Here is a 21,747-nt window from a genome sequence, read left to right as displayed (position 1 = left end):
CCCGCAGCCGGTCGAATCCGGCTGCGGGCCTCTGTTATTCAGTCTTTACTTTAACTTCCTTCGCACTGCGTCGCGTCTCGCGGTCGAATAAGCTGTAAATGACCGGAACAATATACAATGTCAGGAATGTGGAACTGATCAGACCGCCGATTACTGCAATTCCCATCGGCTGATTCAGTTCGGACCCTTCACCCAGGCCGAGTGCCAATGGTAGAAGACCCAGAATGGTTGTGAGGGCAGTCATCAGGATCGGACGCACACGGTCGCGTACAGATGAGATAATCGCATCATACGAGCTGAGTCCCGCTTCTTTCCGCTGATTAATATAATCCACCAGCACAATCCCATTATTGACGACAATCCCTACCAGTATGAGTATACCGATGACCGCTGTGACGCTGACCGGTGTATTCGTGAAGAATAATCCAAGTGATACGCCAATAAACATTAACGGCACGGAGAACATAATAACAAACGGATATTTAAACGATTCAAACTGTGCTGCCATTACGATATAGACCAGTACGACAGCCAGCACAATGGCGAGCAGCATATCATTGATCGCACTCTCAAACAGTTCTCTGTCTCCGCCGTATGAAAGTTCCACTTCGCTCGGCAAGTTCAGATCATCCACGATATCATTCACACGCTTCGTCATGTCGCCCAGTGATTCGCTGGACAGGTACTTGAGTGTGAACGTGATGGAATGTGCCTGATCCACACGGACAATTGAAACCGGTCCTTGCGCAATTTCGACTTTAGCCACGTCTTTTAATTTGACGTAGGTGTCGAGCGGTGTTTTAAATTCCAGTTCTTTTAATTTTTCCACACTGTTTCTGAAACGTTCGTCATAGCCCACATTGATGCCGACTACTTCTCCCGTTTTTTCGAAGACGATTTGTGAAGCGAAGACGCCGCGCGTAACGTCACTGACCGTTTGTGCAATCTGGTAAGGCGCTAAGCCTGCATCTGAAGCCTTCTCGCGGTCAATATCAACCTTCACTTCTTCTACTGTGTCAATTAAGTCATTATCGACTTCTGTCACGGTATCTAATTCACGCAGCTTTTTATCGAGTTTTGTTACAGCTTCTCCTAAACGCTCTTCACTCGTATCGTTTAGAGAGAATGTAAGTGTATTCGGACTGGAGCCGGCCGCAGTCTGCATATTGAAGCTGACTTCCGCATCGTCTCCGATTTCATCAAGCACAATCGGCTGGACTGTATCCACGAATTTAAAAACAGAACGGTCACGGTCATCAAGAGGTACAAGTTTTACATACAATTCTGCCATATTGCTTTCAGAACCGCCTTGCGCCATGCTCTGCTGCGTTCCGCCAACTAAGCTGACATACACTTCTACGTCTTTCTGTTTTTTCAATTCTGCTTCGATTCTTTCTACCACATCATTAGTTGAATCAAGAGAAGCACCGTTTGGCAGCTGTACATTGATGCTGAAAGCACCTTCGTCTGTAGCAGGCAGGAATTCCGTACCTACTTTCAAAATACCGAACGCGCTTCCCGCAAGTAAAACGGTTGTCAGAAGCAATACGAGTATACGGTGTCCTAATGCCCACTTTACTGTCTTTTCAAACGTTTGCTTCTTTTTCACGCGCTGTTTTTTCGCCAAAGCATTTTTATCAGGCGTTTTCAGCATACGGCTTGCAAACATGGGCACGACAGTTAACGCCACAACCAATGAAGCAAATAAACTGAAGGAAATCGTCAGGGCAAATTCTGTGAAAATCTGTCCGATAATCCCTGTAATGAAAATTACGGGAACGAATACTGCTAGTGTTGTCAGGGTAGAAGCAGTGATCGCCCCGCCTACTTCTTTTGAACCATCTTTTGCTGCCTCTGTCGGGGTTTTGCCCATCGCCAGATGCCGTTCGATATTCTCAATGACGACTATCGCGTTATCCACCAGCATCCCGATTCCTAATGCCAAGGCACCAAGTGTCATGATGTTGAGGGAGAAGTCTGCAAAGTACATTAAGACAAATGTGACGATTACAGAATATGGAATGGCGACTCCGATGATAATCGGACTTTTGATTCCGCGCAGGAAAACAAATAATACGAGCATCGCAAACAATCCGCCGAGAATCAGCGACTGCCCTATATTTCCGATCGCAAGCTGCACATAATCGCCTTGGTCAAATATAATATCTGATTCGATGCCTTTATACGCATCTTTCTCCAATAGCTTCTCTAATGACTTTTGGAACTCTTTCGAGACTGTCGCCGTATTTGCACCTGACTCCTGCAATACAGATAACAATACCGCCTGGTCATCATTCGCTCTTGTCTCGGTCTGCATTTTCGGTTCCAGCAGCGCAACGTCTGCTACATCGGAGACTTTAATCTTATCACCTGTCAGCGGATTTACACCTATTTGAATCCCCCGTACATCCGAAATGTTTTGAACGGTGCTGAGAATTCTGGTCGTTAATTTTCTGCCATCCGCGGTATCAATCGGATCACCCGGCATGGATACATTACTCGCCTGAATCATCTGAACTACATCAGACTGTCCTAAACCAAATTCTTTTAATTTATCAGGATCTAATATCACCTGGACGTCTTCAATGATTTTGCCGGATACGTTAACACTTGCTACACCGTCAATACGGCGAAGTTCTTTTTCCAGCTCGTCGGCAATCCTTCGTATATCCGCATCTTTATCGACTGTCCGCAAAGATAGCTGAATCACAGGAAATTGAGATGGATCAAACTTCATGAAGCGCGGCTTATTGGCGCCATCCGGAACCTGTACCTGGTCCATTCGCTGAAGTATATCCATTTGAACATCATCAATGGATGAATCCCAATCAAATTGAAGGAATATCAGATTCGCCCCTTCCTGGGAAGAGGATTGCATCGATTTCAAGCCTGGAGCTGTAGATAAGCTTTCTTCCAAAGGCTTCGTAATCTTCTCGCTCACTTCTGTTGGAGATGCTCCCGGGTAATTCGTAACGACTACCGCAACAGGCGGATTCAAGTCCGGTATAAGCGTTACAGGGATTTTAAAGAAGGAAACCGCACCTAAAATAATGACGAGAAACATGGTGACTAATGTAAATACTGGGCGTTTGACCGAAAAACTACTAATCTTCATTTATCTATTCCTTTCTGTGTGCACCTAATGCCTGTCACATATAACTTTTACATCTTTCCACCATACCACCTGAATACAGTACTTTCATCATAATTTGCTCGAAAACTGCCGAAAACAGCCTATACTTATTCACAATTTCTACAAATAGCCCGGCTGGATTTTAAAATTCCAGCCGGGCCCAAATTCCAAAATGACTTATAATTGATTGTATAGCTGAATATCCGGGAATTTGTCCTGGAACCAGCGCATCGCGAAATCATTTTCAAACAAAAATACTTTTTGATCATAGCGGTCTTTAACAAGCAGCGCCCGCTGTCCGGCCATAGATTCCTTCACATCTTCTTCATTCTCGATCCAGCGTGCCACCTTGGACCCCATTGTTTCCATTTGTACTTCGACATGGTATTCTGCTCTCATCCGGTGTTCAAACACCTCAAACTGAAGCTGGCCGACTGCACCGAGGATGACTTCTTCGGTATGCAGCGTCTTGTAGTACTGAATGGCACCTTCCTGAACAAGCTGTAAAATCCCTTTATGGAACTGCTTTGACTTCATGACGTTTTTAGCTGCCACTCTGACAAACAATTCAGGAGTAAATTGAGGTAACGCTTCAAATTGGAAATTGGCTTTACCGCCTATGACAGTATCCCCGATTTGATAATTCCCCGTATCATACAGGCCGATGATGTCACCCGCCACTGCCTGGTCTACCGTTTCACGGTCATCTGCCAGAAACTGCGTCGTCTGAGACAACTTAAAATTTTTGGAGAGCCGCGGAACATTCACGGACATCCCCCGTTCAAATTCACCCGAAACGATCCGGACGAAAGCAATCCGGTCCCGGTGTGCAGGATTCATATTGGCCTGAATCTTGAAGATGAAGCCCGAGAACACATCTGATTCCGGATCCACTGCCTCCCCGTCCTTTGTCATTCTTGGCTGAGGTTCAGGAGCGAACTGCAGGAATGTTTCAAGGAATGTCTGCACGCCGAAATTTGTCAGCGCACTGCCGAAGAACACAGGCGTCAGTTCACCTGCAGCAATACGCTCTTCATCGAAATCATTCCCTGCTTCATTCAGCAGCATGACATCTTCAAGTGCCTGCTTATAGTAGGAAGTCTCTGTCATGGAATGTTCTGCGGCAAGTTCTCCTTCTTCGTCGATTGGAAGGAAACGTTCTTTTCCGTCGGGGCGGGCCAATTCCACCCGTTTGTTGAAACGATCATAAATGCCGAGGAATTCTTTCCCCATACCGATCGGCCAATTCATCGCATACGACTGGATCTCCAGTACTTCTTCCAGCTCTTCCATCAGTTCCAGAGGTTCTTTACCTTGCCGGTCCATTTTGTTAATGAAGGTAAAAATCGGAATGCCCCGCATTTTACATACTTTAAACAGTTTAATCGTCTGAGGTTCAATCCCTTTTGCCGAGTCGACCATCATAACGGCCGCATCTACTGCCATCAGTGTACGGTAGGTGTCTTCACTGAAATCTTCGTGTCCGGGTGTATCCAAAATATTGACGCGCTTTCCGGCATAATCAAATTGCAAAACAGAAGAAGTAACCGAAATTCCCCGCTGTTTTTCTATTTCCATCCAGTCAGACGTAGCAAATTTTCCGGTTTTTTTCCCTTTCACTGTTCCCGCATCGCGAATCGCACCGCCAAAGTACAGAAGTTTTTCAGTTATGGTCGTTTTACCGGCATCCGGGTGGGATATAATCGCAAACGTCCGCCGCGAAGTAATTTCATCATGTATATTTTTTTGCATCAATTGTACTCTCCTTTTGTTTACATTTTCTATCATAGAGAGAATGAGGATGCATTTCAATGACTTTCATTGAATTGACTTAAAACTATATGCTCTCAAATCCAGATTATTCTTCAGTTATTGACGGATGTGCCGCCAAACTTTTTTGCTGCTTCATCCAGTGCAATATTCGCATCTGAATGCGGATATTTGGTATTGCCGATAATTTGGAAATCTTCATGGCCTTTTCCTGCAAATATAATGATGTCCCCAGCATTTGCCATCTCTACGGTATGACGGACGGCTTCTTCCCTGTCACCGATGCAGGCGTACTGATCATGCGGCATCGAAGCGCTTAGTTCCGATACAATCGATTCATACGATTCATCACGCGGATCATCTGTAGTGAAGACTACATAATCTGCAGCGGCTGCTTTCTCTCCCATAATCGGCCGCTTCAGCCGGTCCCGGTTGCCGCCTGTTCCAATCAAAAACAGCAATCGGCTTCCTTCCTTTTTTAAAGGCTGAACCGTCGCAATTGCTTTTTCAATTGCATCCGGTGAATGGGCATAATCAATGAAGATAGTCAGCGGCAACGATGTCTCGACTTTTTCCAAACGTCCCTTTACGGTCGATACATTCGCAATGAGCGGTAAAATATCTTGTGTCGCCATGCCTTTTGCATATAATGCCGCGATCGCAGCAAGCGCATTGTACACGTTGAACTCGCCGATCAGCGGCATTGTTACCGGGAACGTCCCATCCGGTGCGTGCAGTTGGAATTTCGTGCAGTTCGGCTGCATGTCAATAGCCGTTGCCTGAAATGAAGATTTCACGTGAATGCCATATGTAAACACCGGAAATGACGTCATCTCCATCATTTTACTGCTCCAAGGATCATCTGCATTCATAATTGCATATTTCTTCTGATCGAGCTGCTGGCCTAATTGGGCAAACAGTAAGCCTTTTGCGGCACTGTAATTTTCCATCGTTTTATGATAATCCAAATGATCATGCGTTAAATTTGTGAAAATCGCGATATCGAATTCTGTTCCTGCAAGCCGTCCCTCCACTAAACCATGTGAAGAAACCTCCATTGTCATCGACTTACAGCCTTCATTCGCTGCCTGCGCAATCATTTGCTGTGTCGTCAGAACATCTGCTGTAGTGTTTTCAGTTTCATATAAAATATCATTTAATTTAAAGCCAATTGTGCCTGACACGGCCGTCTTTTCTCCGGTCTGCCGCAGCATGTCATGAATGATATTGCCGACACTAGTTTTTCCATTGGTCCCTGTCACACCAATCATCTGCATTCGCTTTGACGGGTACTGATAGAACTTGGATGCCAGTAACTCAATCGCTTTTGATGTGTTCTCAACATAAACGACTGCTGCCCGCTCCTCATCTGCCATAATCGGTTCGGAGGCTACAATTACGCGTGCACCGCTCAATAGAGCATCCTTGACGAATTGATGGCCATTGACGGTATATCCTTTCAAACAGACAAACAAACCGCCATCCTGAACTGCTCTTGAATCCACTGCCACATCAGTTACATATTCAGGAACTGTTCCTTTTATTGTTTTTACCGGAAGTACAGATAATAACTCCTTAGTATTCATGTGATTTCCTCCAATAGGTTGGTAAATAACCCTGCTCATTATAACAAATAAACGAACTTTTCTTCAAAAGAATTATGATGATAAATAGTTGAAGTATTATATAAATAATCAATTACTACCATCATACGCTCATTTTCTATTCACATCCAGCTAAGATCCTCTCACGCGGCTTAATGATCGGAGTGCTGTAAGTTGTCGTCAGAACTACCTCCCCGCCGTCCGCTTTTCAAATTCTCTGGACTTATTTTTCATGCAGCCGCAAGAGGCAATCTCTGTTTTCAATTTAGCTATTACAGTCATAACGTGCAATCCGGCATTTGAAAGATTATGCGGCTGGACACTGGTAAAATGCATTGGTAAGTCTATTCCTTTTTATCTTGAGACGAGATAAGTAAGAGAACAAAAAAATTCGCGGCATACAAAGGCACTCTGAAGGCAGAAAGTCTGCAGAGCGCCTGGGCCAAACTTTGGATTCAGTTACCTTTAACGGATGAAACGCTTTACTAAGGGCAATTTCCCTTTATAAGGAGGATAAGCAATCGGCATCGTCACGGCTGTACTTTTCTTCATCATCGATTTGGAATGCGTGAACGTCTCAAAACTTGCTTTGCCGTGATATTGATTCATGCCGGAAGAACCTACCCCTCCAAACGGCAGATGGATATTCGCCACGTGCGAAATCGTATCATTAATACAGCCGCCGCCAAATGGCAGAGACTCAATAAAGTGATCCGCCGCTTCATCACTTTCTGTGAAGAAGTACGCGGCAAGCGGTTTAGGCAGCAAGCTGATTTGCTGAATAGCAACACCTAAATTATCATACGGCAGGACCGGCAGAATCGGACCGAACAGCTCATCCTGCATGCTGGCACAATTCCAGTCCGGCAGCGCTAAAATAGTGGGTTCGATGTACTTATCCGCTGGATCGGTCTTTCCGCCTTGTACGATATACAGCTGATCTTCATCCAGAATAGCCGCCAGTCGTTCGAAATGGCGATCTGCGATAATCCGGCCGTAATCGGGGCTTTTTTGAGCGTCTTTACCATAAAAACGATGAATCGCACTTTTCATTTCTTCCAGCAATTCATTGTAAATGGAAACATCCACTAACACATAATCCGGTGCTACGCATGTTTGCCCCGCATTCATGTATTTGCCCCAGACAATTTTTTCCGCTGCTTTTTTTATATCCGCAGTGTGGTCGACAACAGCCGGACTCTTTCCGCCGAGTTCAAGCGTCAGCGGAGTCAGCCGTTCCGCGCAGGCTCTCATAACAATTTTCCCTACCTTTGCACTCCCTGTAAAGAATACATAATCAAACGGCGCTTCCAATAATAACTGCGTCTCTTCTTTACGGCCGTGCACGACGGTCACATAATCTGACGGATATATATTCTTTATCATCTTATCTATCACTTCCGCTGTATGCGATGCATCCTCTGATGGCTTCAGCACTGCACAGTTGCCCGCTGCAATAGCTCCCACCAACGGATCAAGCAATAGCTGGAAAGGGTAATTGAAGGGTCCGATAATTAATACACTTCCATATGGTTCTCTGACAATAAAACTTGTCGCCGGCTGCAGATGAAGTGGCGTCTTTACTCTTTCGGGAGCAGACCATTCATCCAGATGATTGATCGCATGGGTAATACTTGATAAAACGAAGCCTACTTCCGATACATACGCTTCGAATGGATGTTTATGCAAGTCCTTATGCAACGCAGCCATAATTTCTTTCTCATGACGTTGAATCGCTTTATAAAGCTTTTCGAGCATCGTCTTTCGGAATGACATGCTTCTTGTCACACCCGACACATAATAATGTTTTTGTTTATTCATAATCATTTCAAGCTCAAGACCGGTCATTCCCACTTCATCCACACTCCCCTTGTTCGTTCTTACTTAGTAGTCTACCATTTTATTTTATAAAAAAAACTCCAGACGCTGAATTCGCCTGAAGTTTCTGTTTTATCCTCTATTTCGCAGCAGCCGCAGTGAATTTAATACTACAATGACCGTTGCGCCCATATCTGCCATGACAGCCATCCACAGCGTCAGCCAGCCTGGAATAATAAGCAGCAATGCAATAATTTTCAATCCGAGTGCAATGGAAATGTTCTGCAGAATGATTTGTTTAGTTCGTGAACTCAGTCTGATCGTATACGGAAGTTTCTCCAGGTCATCTGCCATCAGTGCAATATCTGCTGTTTCCAGCGCCGTATCCGTACCCGCGCCGCCCATCGCAATTCCGATATTCGCTGTGGCCAATGCCGGGGCATCGTTCACGCCGTCTCCCACCATCGCAACTTTACCCGATTGACTTAATGATTTAATCATCTCAACCTTTTGCTCCGGCAGTAATTCCGCTTTCACTTCAGACAGCCCCAGCTGCGCACCGATTGCAGCAGCTGTCGTTTCGTTATCGCCTGTCAGCATGACCGTTTTCTTGCCCATTTCATGAAGCTTTTGAATAACAGATAAGCTGCTTCCCCGAACTTGATCCGCTACAGCAATCATTCCGTCAAGACCTGCTTCAGACCAAACAAGCATGACTGTTTTCCCTTGTTTTTGCAAAGCCAGAATCTGCTGTTCCACGCCGTCATCCGTCATATTCATTTCTCTGAATAAATTCGGACTCCCGACATATACTGTACGCTGTTCGATATTCGCCTTCGCACCTTTGCCTGTGATGGACTGGAATTGGTCCACTTCGTGCAATGGAGCCGGCAATTTCTCGGCAGCCCGCATAATGGATGTTGCCAGCGGATGCTGAGAAAATTTTTCAATGGAAGCCGCAATACGCAACAGCTCGTCTTTTGTTAACTTCGAGACCGCAATTACATCTGTAACTTCGGGACGGCCTTCTGTCAATGTACCCGTCTTGTCGAATGCTACTACGTTAATCTGGCCGGTTTCTTCCAAATGAATACCGCCTTTGATCAGGACACCATTACGTGCCGCATTCCCGATGGCAGTGACAATTGCAATTGGGGTTGAAATCACTAGCGCACACGGACAGCCCACAACTAATACGACAAGCCCTTTGTAGAACCATTCACCCCATAGGCCTCCCATTGTGAGCGGAGGAATAATCATGATCAGGACAGCAATCGCAAGAATAGCAGGTGTATAGTATTTGGCAAAACGATCAACAAATTGCTGGGTAGGCGCTTTTTCTGCCTGTGCCTCTTCCACTAAATGAATAATTTTCGCGATCGTTGTATCTTCCGCAAGTTTTGTCACTCGAACTTGCATTACACCTTCTTCATTTAACGTACCGGCAAACACTTCATCTCCGGTCACTTTATGAACAGGCACTGATTCTCCAGTGATTGCCGCCTGATTAACGGATGAATCGCCTTGGATGACTTCCCCGTCCATCGCGATTTTTTGGCCCGGCTTGATCAAAATGACATCATTAATACGCAGATCTTCCACGTCTACCTCGAATTCATTGCCTCCGCGAAGGACGGTCGCTGTAGTCGGTGCGATTTCAATTAATGATGTTATGGAATTCCGCGCTTTGTCGATGGAGTAGCTTTCCAGTGCCTCACTGACAGAAAACAGAAAGACGACTACAGCCCCTTCTGCCCAGTCGCCAATCAATGCTGCACCAATGACCGCAATCGTCATAAGCGTGGACATATCAAATTCCAGTCTGATGAGATTGGTCAGCCCTTCTTTCAGCAGACTGTAGCCGCCAATTACAATCGCAGCCAGAAATAATCCGATCGACAGCCAGTTATTATCACCATTCGCGGCGGATACTGCATATCCTGCCAGTAATAATATCAACGAAGCGATTGTCGTTTGGTTTTCGCGCTTTTTCCAGAAAGGCAGGTGCTGTTTGATCACTCGCTGCTTTTCAGGAAAGACTTTGATGCCATCAAATGCGCCAGCTTCTTCTAATTGCATAATGGACGCATCCCCTGCAACTGTCAGTTTGGAGGCGCCAAAGTTCAATTGGACATCTTCCACAGAATCAATCTGCCGAATGTTTTTCTCGAATTTGGCGGCACAACTTGTGCATGAAAGTCCCTGCAAACGATAGACGTTTTTCTCAGAAGCCATGTTATCAGTCCCTTCAAAAGTTCATTCTTTTCTATTCATATCTTCATTCAATTGTTCATTTGATTGATTGCTTTCAGTATATGCAAAGTAAGGTATTTTGTCAATTTACACACTCAAACAATGGTTTGAATGTAACGCAAAAAAAAACAATCCCCGGATCGCATCCAGCAGGATTGTTTATAAAAATATACAGCCGTAAAAAGATTATCGCACAAGCCGGTTAAATTCATTATAAAGATCGCATAATAAAAGCCTTCGGCACTTCTGCTTCAAAGCGCACCAATTCTCCTGTGCGGGGGTGCAAGAACGATAAAGCAGTTGCATGCAAACCTAATCTGCGGAGCGGATTAGTCACGGAACCGTATTTTTTATCCCCAACAACAGGATGTCCCAGCTCCTCCATATGTACACGAATCTGGTTTTTGCGACCAGTTTCAAGCAGAACTTCCAGCAATGAGTATTCTTTGTTTGCCTGCAGTCTTCTATAGTGTGTAACAGCGTGCTGCCCGCCGTTATCTGTCGGACTTGAATATACTTTGAATGCACTGTTTTCAGTCAGCCAAGAACTGATTGTTCCCAATGCGTTTCTCACTTTCCCTTCGACAAGCGCTGTATACATTCGTTCTTTCACGGAGTCGTTCCATGTCTTCTGCAGCGCTTGCTGCGTTTCTTCATTTTTAGCAAACATCATCACACCTGATGTATCCCGGTCCAATCTATGTACTACAAAAATTCTGTTTTCGGGGTGATTTCTCCGTACGTAGTCTGTTACTTGCCGGTAGGCGGTCATATCTTTTTCTTTCGCAGAAGCAACAGACAGGATACCTGCATCTTTATTGATCACAATCAGATCTTCATCTTCATGCAAAATCGTTACACCCGTCATCTTAGAAATATTTCTGGCGGTCTGATTACTTTGTATTTCAACCTTCTGACCTGGCTGTAATGAGTAATTATGCTGTGTGGTCGTTTGGCCGTCCACTGCTACTTGTCCGCGTTTCAAAATGGACTTCACCGAATTTCGGCTGTTTTTAGAAAGCATTTTCAATAAAAACGGCAGTAGCTCCGTCTGCTCATGCACCGTATATACTGCCGCACCGAATGGCTTTTGTTTTCTTTTCATTTATAGTTGCCCCCACTGAACTGATGTAGTTGAATTATCATTAAAAGCTTGCAGATAGATGTTTGTTACAACGATTTTCACATAATCGGCTGCTGCATTTCAATCCAAGACATAAAAAAAACAGCCCCTAGACATTCGGTCTAATAGGACTGTTATTGTTATAAACCGTGTTCCGACGGTAAATAACTTAGGTTTGGCACCTATGACTCCGACTGGGCTCGAACCAGCGACCTCCACCCTGTCAAGGTGTCTTCCTATGTAAGTCGCTTCATCTTGAATTACTATGGAATGCGCTGTTATGGGTTTTCCGAAAATAACAGTGAATCCTTTTATATCTATTTTTAACACCTTACAATGAATTTTAACACCAATTTAACACCATCGAGTTAACTACCATCAGTGAATTTAATTTATCGATAGTTTATAATTGAGATGTAGGAATGACTTCATAAGCCAACTCGCCGATCCCAAGAATATTATTAAAAACCATTTTAGTGAAAATTGATTCGGTATTTGAAATGGTATATGACTTAACTTTCCAACCATCTACTATTGCTCTTTCACCCATTTTCTCAATATCATAAACAACTTTTTCACTTAGATTTATTGCATCATTATTTTTTGTTTTTACTCGAGCAGTTACTTTAAATACAAAATTATAAATTTGTCTTATTGAAAAATAATCAAGTAAATGATCAAAGACTCGATAATGTTTTTTCTGGATTTCATAGTTACTACCCATTTCTTCTAACCGCCGATATAATAAAGCTACAACCTCATCAATTGCAACATTCTTCCAGATCATATAACAGAACTCTTTGTCTCCTAAAAACTCATCAGCTTTTGGATAAATGAGTCTCTGAATAAAGTAATAGTTATTATCATCAAAAGGGCTTACATTTATTTTATATTTCATTTTAGCTATATCGTATTCAACTCTATCTCCTTCTGCAATTATGAAATATTCGATAGGCATAGTTGAACTTGGCAAGATTATTCTTTCCGCTAGTAAATGTTTAACTATCGACCAAAAAAATAAAAAAGTGGCGGTAGGTCGTTGACTAATATTATTAAAATTCAACTCTTTCGTTTCTTCTACATAGCAAACCTTCACTACTAGGCCCAGGAATAATTTCTCTATTAACCCTAGCTCTTTTTCTGCTATTTTATTTGTTAAAGATCGGTGTATAGTAACCAATCTTTCTCTTTTCTCTTTAGCCTCTTGATGTCGTAGAACTTTTTCAATTAACTCTTTCTCTTTATTTTTTTTAATTGTCTCTAACCGTACGCGCTCCTGCTCTTTTTCGGTTTCTCTCCGATCAATGCATATAGCGTTATCACATATACAGTTTAAATAGTCCTCATCATGTAAACAATGTTCGCAAATTACATTTTTAACCATTAGACTATAGAAATTCTCTCCAAATACATCTCTCACCGGTAATTTCATCCATTTTTCTTTATTACATATTGAACAACTATTAAAAGAAATAGCTGGAAATACTTCTAATAACGGAACCAATGATGTAATCTCAAATATTTCTTTTATGTCTTCTTCTTCTAGATTATTAATATAATAGTCCAACAAGACTTTTCTGAGTTCATTTTCCGATAAATGTTTCAATTGATCACTGAGACATGTACAATTAATCTTCATCTTATTTAAATTCATTCTTTTGTCCTCCAGAAAGAATCAATACTTACTCATCTTCATTGAAAGAACTAACATTGTCAAATACCTATAACTACTAAAATAAAATAGACAGTGTTCTGCTCAGTAGAACTGAACACTTTACCATCGCAAAGATTACAAACGGTTGTAAATATAAATTGCAATTTCTTTAAATGAAAAACACCTTTACTTTAAGTAACTAGGATCTTTTGTTATAATAGTAACCAATAGAGTTTTTTGATCAAACACATTTGTGAGTGGCCTAACCAATTAATCTGCCTAGCAGGACTCTTGTTGGAGTATAAAGACTACCCCTCTTTAAGTGTGCCCAAATGAATATTATAATTTAGAGTTATGAGCTTAGCGGACCTTCAGCAAGCTCTTTTTTGTTTTTATTTTTATTATTTCATTTCAAATCACAGGAGGTGCCTTTTTATGGCATATACTTTTGGTTACTCACTCAGTCCAAAAACAGAACGACTATTAACACTTTTATTATTGTATCGTGGTATGACCGCACGACAGTTAGCTGATTTTTTTTATAAAACACACCAGATTAGTTTATCACAGGAAAAATCTATTTATAATGATCTGGCTAAACTAAAGAAACAGGGGTTAGTTAAATCTATGCGTTTACAACAGAGCGTATCTAAAGGCTCGATATATTATTTAACCCCCTCAGGATATAATTTTACAAAAGATTTACTAAACGTACAGCAAGGGCAAAAAGCTACAGGTTGGATGCCACCCGATTACGGAGTGTATGATGTCGCGGATTTATCATACGAACTCTATTTGCCTCCTTTAAAACAAACGGCTCATCATTTAATGCTAATTGACTTTTATATTAAACTTCATACCTCTAGGGATGATCTATGGGAAGTGCTTCCTCATCGTCACAATCTATATGCAGCAAGAAAATACAAGACAGAAAACGGTGAACAACAATATCGCCCTGATGCTGAAATTTTGATTAACGGAGAGCTTTTCACAGTAGAAATCGACCGTGCAACCGAATCACATGAGCAGCTTCTACAAAAGTTTCGCACTTATAAGAATTACTTAGATAGCCATGCTAACGATTCGAATAAGGACAAATTGGCAGGTATCCTATTTGTTGTAGAATCACGTAGACGAGATCAAGGTATCCGGAGGCGCTGGCACAATATTTTGTCTGCTTTTTTCAAAGTTTTGTTTGCATACAGTAATCAAGTAAATCTGATTCTGACTACCATGGACCAAGTATCGGACACTCTTCATTTTGAACAGCAACGCACTTCTTATAAGGGTCAAATTGAAGAGCGTTTAGACGATTATCTTCCAGATAATCAAGAAGCATATATTCTTTCTCCGCAGACATTTAATGATGCACTAATAGCTTGCGTTCCTATTTCACATTCTAAATACAGATTATTGTTTTGCGAAGTAGCCCATGAATTCGAGAGTGCTATTTATATAAAATATATCCAATTTCAAAAGAGACAGTTACCGAATTATAAGACGAAAATACCCCTGCCGAATTGGGATGATTTGAAATATGTTGATCATTTGAATGTGATTTTCTATCCACAATACAAACCAGTTATCATGGACTCATTTATTAATTATAAAATGAATGCGCAGTTGGAAGATTTATTGTCCTTGTTGTCAAGGAATCTTGATTTCCATAGCTTTAACCCAGTGCTTAATATGCCAGTTAGCTATTAAATACTTATTGGGGCTGTCCTAAAAGTCGAGTCGAAATCACTTCCAGGACAGCCCCAATAAAATTGATGTCTTTTCTGCATAGCAACTCAACAATCTATTCTGCTGCTTCCCACAAAAAACTGAGCTTATTGTGGCTTTCAATTAAAGATTGATCATTTTGAATAAAGTTCGATAACTTATAAAAAAGTTTGATATAATTTACTTGGTATGCTGAATGCCTTAGTTCTGCAAACGGGCCAGATTGTTGAACAAAAAAGGAAATTAGATGGCTCATATTGAATGTTAAAGTTATGCAAATGTAGGTTAAGTAAATAAACATTTTGAGGAATGAGGAGATTTTAATATTTAATGTTAAAACGGGGACCGTTAAAGGGTATAAGGGGTTAGATATTCCTTTTAAAATACTGAGCAGAAGTGAAGTTACTAAAAGCCTAGCAATAATACTTCCAGGTGCAGGATATACCACACAGGCACCACTTCTTCACTACTCAACAGGGGTGTTTTTACATAAATCGTTTGATGTTTTACAAGTTAATTATGGACTACACGAAGTATTTGAAAATTGGTACAATTAACATTGCGAGGAAATTATATTCTGTTTAAGGGGGGAATTTTTTGAAGCTAAAATCTATGGGATTTATTTTCGGAAAATCAACCCTTTTACTTTAACTACATGGATTCAACGCATACACATCAAATCGAAAATATGACGATAAAGAAATTTACTCAAATTTTAAAGGGATAACAAATGTTATCCCTCAGAGTGTAGACAAACTCCGGAAATTTGGAGTTTGCCTACAGTCTTTTTTCTTTTACAATAGAGTAAACACCAGGAAAAGTTGATTTCCGCTGCGGATGGACGCTTTCCGCGGGCACGTCCTCAGCCGCTTCCCTCGCTGCGCTCAGTCCAGGGTCTTCGGCTCGTGCTGTTCCCGCAGGAGTCGCCATCCCATATACGTCAACTTAAGAAAAATTTAGTAATTTATGATTGATCTCCTTTATTTGTTGGTATAAATCCTTACCACGACAAATAAAAGGAGGGATACCTCATGAAGCCTAAACATCCTTTTTATCAGCAGCGTCGATTGTTTACTCTTCTGTCACCCAAAAGAACTTACCGCTATCGCTAGAGAGACTAAGTTTATTCAACGGGAACGCAAGCTGGATATGAATACATTCCTTCATCTTCTGTTTGACCAGCCGGGGGCGGTTGCGGGCTGTTCGTTAATCCATCTGTGTGCGAAGCTGGCCAAACGGAATCGGACGCTATCCAAGCAGGCGCTGGATAAGCGGTTCAACAAAAATGCCGTACAGTTTTTGGAACAGATTTTTCTCCGGTTATTTGACAGCCAATTCCAGATGGCATTCTCTAAGCTTCCCATCGCTACCACTCATCCATTTAGAAGCATGAGAATTTTGGATGGCAGCTCCATTAAATTGCCTGACGCGCTTCACACCATGTTCCCCGGAACCACGGGGGCTGGCGTTAAATGCCAATTGGAATTTGATTATCTGACAGGAAAGTTCTATTATGTGGAACTCCAGCCTGGAAAAGCAGGAGATTCCCCTTCAGGGCTCAGCCGGTTAGAGAGCGTGCAGAAAGATGATCTGCTTCTTCAAGATCTAGGCTATTTCAAATGTGATCTGTTCAGGAAGATTGAAAAGAAAGAAGCATTCTATGTATCACGCGCACGTGCCGACACCATGTTTTATGTGAATTCGCCACATCCGCGTTATCATAAAAATGGAGAACTCATGAAAAAGTACGCACATATCCGGTTGTATCTGGAAGAAGAAGTACAGACCATGAAACCGGGAGAAAGCAGAGAGTTTCCGCGAGTGTATATAGGAAAACATGAACGGATGCCAGCCCGCTTAGTGATCTACCGGATGACAGCCGAGGAACAGAAGCGGCAGGAATTTCGTATCAAACGACGCAAACAGACGAAGCCCGGAACCATTAAACAAAAAGCAAAGGACTTGTCTAGCCTGTCTCTATATGTGACCAATCTGCCCACAGACATTCCGGCATCGGAAATCTGTACACTCTATCGATACAGGTGGCAAATTGAGCTCCTCTTCAAGTCATGGAAATCCGACTTAGGGGTCGCCCCTCATCGAAATATGAAACTGGAGAGATGGATGTGTCATTTGTATGCGGAGTTAATTATTTTCTTATTGAGTGTGCTGCTTACGTATCAAATCCGTCATTACTTTTGGCGAGAGAAACAACTGATACTGAGTGAGCGGATTGCGATCCGGGAAGTGAGTGAACGAGTGTGGAAACTGGTGCAGGCGCGTGCTTCTCCTAAGTGGAGGGAACTGGTGGATGAACTACTCAACGTATTAGCCAGCAATGGCCGGAAGAATGTGAGGGGATCCGGACCCATTCGCTGGCTAACATAAGCACACTATTTTAAAAAAGAACATACTGGGGGTTATTTACTGTGCCTTCAAATCTGTAAAGTGAAGGTTACTAGAGACATTCCCGTATTCCAGCAAATTCAAACCGTTCCAATCAAGAAATAGCTGGTCACAGAACGAGTAAAAAGAAGAAATACACCTTAAGTTGACGTATATGGTCGCCATCCTCCGCTCCAATCAACTGGATACTTGTTGAACATTTATTTGAGGTGATGGAAATGATGACGAAAAATCAGATCAATGAACGCGAACAGTTGGAAATACTGACAATTGAACAGTTGGTGCCGCAAGATCACCTAGTACGGAAACTGGACGCAGCCATCGACTTTTCGTTCATCTATCCACTCGTCGAGGATTTATATTCACCCATCGGCCGCCCGAGTATCGATCCGGTGGTCCTGATCAAGATGACGTTTATCCAATATACCTTCGGCATCCGCTCCATGCGGCAGACCATCAAAGAGATCGAAACGAACGTGGCATACCGCTGGTTCCTTGGCTTCGGTTTTCATACTGAGGTTCCTCATTTCTCGACGTTCGGCAAGAACTACATTCGCCGATTCGCAGAGACGGACTTGTTTGAACAGATTTTCTATCGTGTGTTAAAAGAAGTCGCTGACCGAGGATTACTAAGTCCAGAACACGTTTTCATCGATTCGACTCACGTAAAGGCGAGCGCGAATAAGCGGAAGTTCCAAAAGAAGGTCGTCCGAAAAGAGACCAAAGCGTACGAAAAGAAACTGCAGGAAGAATTGAATATTGACCGCGTGGAAAATGGAAAGAAACCATTCCCGCCGGAAAAGTTTGAGAAGGAAGAGTACAAGGAAATTAAGGAATCAACGACAGACCCCGAAAGCGGCTACTATGTAAAAGATGAACGGACCAAGCAGTTCGCCTATTCCTTCCATGCGGCTACAGACGAGAAAGGATTTGTGCTGGCGAATATCGTGACACCTGGTAATATCCATGACAGCCAGCTGCTGGAGCCATTGGTAGAGAAAATCATTGATCAAGTCGGACGGCCGGTTGCCGTTGCTGCCGACGCTGCCTACAAGACACCGGCTATTGCGAATTACCTGCTGGAAAATCAGATGCTTCCCGTTCTTCCGTACAAGCGGCCCATGACGAAGAAAGAGTTTTTCAAGAAGAGTGAGTATGTCTATGATGAATACCATGATTGCTATCTCTGTCCGGAAGGGCAGATCTTGAGCTACCGCACTACCACAAAAGAGGGTTATCGACAGTATGCCTCTCAGCCTGCCATCTGTGCAGCCTGTCCGGTCATCGACCAGTGTACGCACAGTCAAAATCAGCAGAAGATGATTTTGCGACACATCTGGCAAGACCACTTAGATGTAGCGGAAGACTTGCGGCATCACGATGAAATCAAAGAGATCTACGGCAAGCGCAAAGAAACGATCGAGCGTGTATTTGCCGATGCCAAAGAAAAGCATGGCATGCGATGGACTACCCAGCGAGGGTTAAAAAAATTGTCCATGCAGGCGATGCTGACTTTTGCTGCCATGAATTTGAAGAAGCTGGCCAATTGGACATGGGGAATGCCAATCATGGCGTAAACCATATGGCTATCTAAGTTGAAAATGGAGCTATTCCTCAGTTTTCACTGACGAAATGATAAAAGGGTTGGAAATCGTCACGATTTCCAACCCTTTTGTCTACACTCTGAGGGATAACAAATGTTATCCCTTTCTTCTTTAAATATAATTTTTATTCTTTACTTTTTAATAGCCTTAAGCTGTTTAGCGTTACAAGTAATGTTGCTCCCATATCGGAAAATATCGCTATCCACAGCGTTAACCAACCAGGTATAACTAACAGTAATGCCACTAATTTAATTGCTAATGAGAAGGTAATATTTTGTTTTATAATCGCCAAAGCCTTACGGCTTAAATTAATGGTATATGGCAATTGGCTTAAGTCATCTGACATTAAAGCAATATCGGCTGTTTCTAGTGCTGTATCAGTTCCAGCACCACCCATTGCGACACCAACAGTGGAAGCTGCAAGAGCAGGTGCATCATTCACGCCATCTCCTACCATTCCAACACTTTTATGCTTTCCACGAAGTTCTTTAATGAAATTCAGTTTATCTTCTGGAAGCAAATCTGCTTTAATGTCCAAAACGCCGACTTGTTTTCCAATCTCTACTGCTGTCCTTTGGTTATCACCTGTCAGCATCACTGTTTCAATTCCCATGTTATTTAATTTACCGATGACTTCTTTTGATGATTCTCTTATTTCATCTGCCACTGCAATAAGAGAAAGGATTTCTTGTTCCGTTCCTAACACCATGACTGTTTTTCCTTGCGTCTGCATTTCATTAATCTGTCGTTCTTGATTCCTCTCAATGCTTCCATGTATTTCTTCAAAAAGATTAGGACTTCCTACATAATATAGTTCATTATTTACTATTGCTTTTACGCCTTTACCTGTAATAGATTGAAAGTCTTCAACCAATACTTCATTAAAGTTCAATCTGTTTTCTTCTGCTTTTCTCATAATTGCTGAAGCTAGTGGATGCTGTGATCCCTTTTCAATAGCTGCTGTAATAGTCATTAATTCATTTTCATTTCCACCATACGTTATGATGTCTGTTACGGCTGGCACACCTTTTGTTAACGTTCCAGTTTTATCGAAAGCAATTACTTTTAGAGCTCCTGCTTCCTCCAAGTGTATGCCACCTTTAATTAAAACACCGTTTTTAGCTGCATTCCCTATCGCAGTAACTACGGCAACGGGTGTTGAAACAACCAGAGCACAAGGACAACCGACTACTAACACAGCTAAGCCTTGATAGACCCATATGCTCCAATCAGCTCCAAATAGTAATGGGGGAACAACAGCAATTAAAAGAGCCAAGACGACAATAGCTGGTGTATAGTACTGTGCAAATCTATCGACAAACGCTTGAGAAGGTGCTCGTTCTGCTTGAGCTTCCTCTACCAAATGAATGATTTTCGATATCGTGGTGTCTTCTACCTTTTTTGTTACTTTTACTTCGAGTAAGCCTTCTTCATTCAATGTTCCTGCAAAGACCTCATCATCAATGGTTTTGGTTACTGGGACACTTTCCCCAGTAATTGCAGCCTGATTTAACGTGGATATACCCTTAATAACTGTTCCATCCATGGCTAATTTCTGACCTGGTTTTATGATCATAATATCGCCTACTTGAATATCTTCAACCTGGATCAGTATTTCTTCATTTCCACGACGAATTAGGGCTTCTTTTGGAGCAATATCCATCAACGATTCGATGGATTGTCGTGATTTATCCATTGAATACCGTTCTAACGCTTCACTGATGGCGAACAGGATAACAACCATTGCTCCTTCTCCCCATTGACCAATCACCGCAGCTCCTAAAATGGCAATGGTCATTAGCGTATTCATATCGAACTTAAATCTGCTGAGATTTTTAAGACCTTTAATAAATAGCGAATATCCACCAATTAAAATGGATGCTGCAAAACCAATGGTCGGAAGAATATGTTCTTCCCCATATTGCTCACCTAAGATCCAACTCATAACCAGCAATATTGCTGAAACATAAACTTTAATATTCGCTTTCTGCTTCCAAAAAGGTTCACGCGTTGGCTTTTGTTCTTTTTCATCTCGAACCTTTAAATTTTCAAAAGCCCCTGCTTTTTCTAATTCGTCAATCGTTGTACTCCCTTGAACATAAATCTTAGATGCTCCAAAGTTTACCTTGGCATCCTGAACACCTTGTAATCCTTTTACGTTATTTTCAAAAATATTTGCACAGCTTGTACAGGTAAATCCTTGAACTCGATAGGTTTTCATTTCTGGTTCAGATAATTTGACTTGTTGATCAGACATTTACTTTCCCTTCTTTCTCATGTGCTAATGCATTAACAAATAACTGCTCAACATGCTCATCATCTAGCGAATAAAAAGCTAGTCTTCCTTCCTTTCTAAACTTCACAACGCCTTGCTTATGAAGTGTGCGTAAGTGGTGGGAAGCATTTGCGATCGTAACACCAATAATATTTGCTATATCACAAACACATAACTCCGCACCTTTTAACAAGGCAAAGGTAATTTTTGCTCTGTTTTCTTCTGCAACTGCTTTAAATAATTGGGCAACACCGGAGATATCAACTGTTTGTAATTCGTCTTGTATTCGAGTTACTTTTTCTTCGTCATAACAATAAATCTCACAAGTATCCTTCTCATTCATTTTCTCACCCCCCGTTATCATTCAAGTGACTACTTGATT

General features: G+C 42.2%; 12 protein-coding genes. 3 read left to right on the top strand and 9 right to left on the bottom strand.

Features of this window, described 5'->3' with window-relative positions; all coding sequences use genetic code 11:
* Window positions 1–34: 34 nt before the first annotated feature.
* From SporoP37_RS13740 to SporoP37_RS13710, 7 genes are all read right to left on the bottom strand, one after another.
* The gene (locus SporoP37_RS13740; protein ID WP_085431264.1) at window positions 35–3,115 is read right to left on the bottom strand and encodes an efflux RND transporter permease subunit; all 3,081 of its coding nucleotides are present in this window, start codon (window positions 3,113–3,115) and stop codon (window positions 35–37) included.
* A gap of 195 nt (window positions 3,116–3,310) precedes the next feature.
* Window positions 3,311–4,885 (bottom strand): peptide chain release factor 3, encoded by a 1,575-nt coding sequence (locus SporoP37_RS13735; RefSeq protein WP_081244204.1) that lies wholly within the window; start codon window positions 4,883–4,885, stop codon window positions 3,311–3,313.
* A 113-nt stretch (window positions 4,886–4,998) separates the two neighbouring features.
* Entirely contained in the window at window positions 4,999–6,489 is a 1,491-nt protein-coding gene (locus SporoP37_RS13730; protein WP_085431263.1) for a UDP-N-acetylmuramoyl-L-alanyl-D-glutamate--2,6-diaminopimelate ligase, read from the bottom strand.
* Window positions 6,490–6,972: 483 nt separating this feature from the next.
* On the bottom strand, window positions 6,973–8,361 hold the full coding sequence (locus SporoP37_RS13725) for an aldehyde dehydrogenase (protein WP_369922807.1): 1,389 nt from the start codon (window positions 8,359–8,361) through the stop codon (window positions 6,973–6,975).
* Window positions 8,362–8,457: 96 nt separating this feature from the next.
* A complete protein-coding gene (locus SporoP37_RS13720) occupies window positions 8,458–10,560 on the bottom strand; it encodes a heavy metal translocating P-type ATPase (protein WP_085431262.1) in 2,103 nt (700 codons plus the stop codon).
* 229 nt (window positions 10,561–10,789) lie between these two features.
* A complete protein-coding gene (locus tag SporoP37_RS13715; protein WP_085431261.1) occupies window positions 10,790–11,683 on the bottom strand; it encodes an RluA family pseudouridine synthase in 894 nt (297 codons plus the stop codon).
* 421 nt (window positions 11,684–12,104) lie between these two features.
* Entirely contained in the window at window positions 12,105–13,355 is a 1,251-nt protein-coding gene (locus SporoP37_RS13710) for a hypothetical protein (protein ID WP_085431260.1), read from the bottom strand.
* A 435-nt stretch (window positions 13,356–13,790) separates the two neighbouring features.
* Between SporoP37_RS13710 and SporoP37_RS13705 the strand changes: the two genes are divergently transcribed.
* The 3 genes from SporoP37_RS13705 to SporoP37_RS13695 all read left to right on the top strand — a co-directional run bounded on the left by SporoP37_RS13705 (window position 13,791) and on the right by SporoP37_RS13695 (window position 19,063).
* Window positions 13,791–15,062, top strand: a complete 1,272-nt coding sequence (locus SporoP37_RS13705; RefSeq protein ID WP_158233628.1) for a replication-relaxation family protein — start codon at window positions 13,791–13,793, stop codon at window positions 15,060–15,062.
* 1,062 nt (window positions 15,063–16,124) lie between these two features.
* The gene (locus SporoP37_RS13700) at window positions 16,125–17,468 is read left to right on the top strand and encodes an IS4 family transposase (protein WP_157118655.1); all 1,344 of its coding nucleotides are present in this window, start codon (window positions 16,125–16,127) and stop codon (window positions 17,466–17,468) included.
* A gap of 236 nt (window positions 17,469–17,704) precedes the next feature.
* Window positions 17,705–19,063, top strand: a complete 1,359-nt coding sequence (locus SporoP37_RS13695; protein ID WP_085431258.1) for an IS1182 family transposase — start codon at window positions 17,705–17,707, stop codon at window positions 19,061–19,063.
* Between the two features lie 151 nt (window positions 19,064–19,214).
* Here the strand turns inward: SporoP37_RS13695 and SporoP37_RS13690 are convergent, their stop codons facing one another.
* The gene (locus tag SporoP37_RS13690) at window positions 19,215–21,347 is read right to left on the bottom strand and encodes a heavy metal translocating P-type ATPase (RefSeq protein WP_085431257.1); all 2,133 of its coding nucleotides are present in this window, start codon (window positions 21,345–21,347) and stop codon (window positions 19,215–19,217) included.
* Complete coding sequence (locus SporoP37_RS13685) at window positions 21,340–21,708, bottom strand: ArsR/SmtB family transcription factor (protein WP_085431256.1); 369 nt, start codon at window positions 21,706–21,708, stop codon at window positions 21,340–21,342. Before SporoP37_RS13685 ends, SporoP37_RS13690 begins: the two co-directional genes overlap by 8 nt.
* Between the last annotated feature and the right edge of the window lie 39 nt (window positions 21,709–21,747).

Origin of the sequence: Sporosarcina sp. P37 (assembly GCF_002109365.1) — a bacterium.
In the GTDB taxonomy this organism is placed as follows: Bacteria; Bacillota; Bacilli; order Bacillales_A; family Planococcaceae; genus Sporosarcina.
The sequence above is the reverse complement of the archived record's forward strand: the minus strand, read 5'-3'. Positions and strand labels throughout refer to the sequence as shown.

Bases quoted from the DNA above. Each gene is read 5' to 3' on its own strand.
- SporoP37_RS13740 (WP_085431264.1), bottom strand. From the start codon at position 3,115: ATGAAGATTAGTAGTTTTTCGGTCAAACGCCCAGTATTTACATTAGTC.
- SporoP37_RS13735 (WP_081244204.1), bottom strand. From the start codon at position 4,885: ATGCAAAAAAATATACATGATGAAATTACTTCGCGGCGGACGTTTGCG.
- SporoP37_RS13730 (WP_085431263.1), bottom strand. From the start codon at position 6,489: ATGAATACTAAGGAGTTATTATCTGTACTTCCGGTAAAAACAATAAAA.
- SporoP37_RS13720 (WP_085431262.1), bottom strand. From the start codon at position 10,560: ATGGCTTCTGAGAAAAACGTCTATCGTTTGCAGGGACTTTCATGCACA.
- SporoP37_RS13715 (WP_085431261.1), bottom strand. From the start codon at position 11,683: ATGAAAAGAAAACAAAAGCCATTCGGTGCGGCAGTATATACGGTGCAT.
- SporoP37_RS13710 (WP_085431260.1), bottom strand. From the start codon at position 13,355: ATGAATTTAAATAAGATGAAGATTAATTGTACATGTCTCAGTGATCAA.
- SporoP37_RS13705 (WP_158233628.1), top strand. From the start codon at position 13,791: ATGGCATATACTTTTGGTTACTCACTCAGTCCAAAAACAGAACGACTA.
- SporoP37_RS13695 (WP_085431258.1), top strand. From the start codon at position 17,705: ATGATGACGAAAAATCAGATCAATGAACGCGAACAGTTGGAAATACTG.
- SporoP37_RS13690 (WP_085431257.1), bottom strand. From the start codon at position 21,347: ATGTCTGATCAACAAGTCAAATTATCTGAACCAGAAATGAAAACCTAT.
- SporoP37_RS13685 (WP_085431256.1), bottom strand. From the start codon at position 21,708: ATGAATGAGAAGGATACTTGTGAGATTTATTGTTATGACGAAGAAAAA.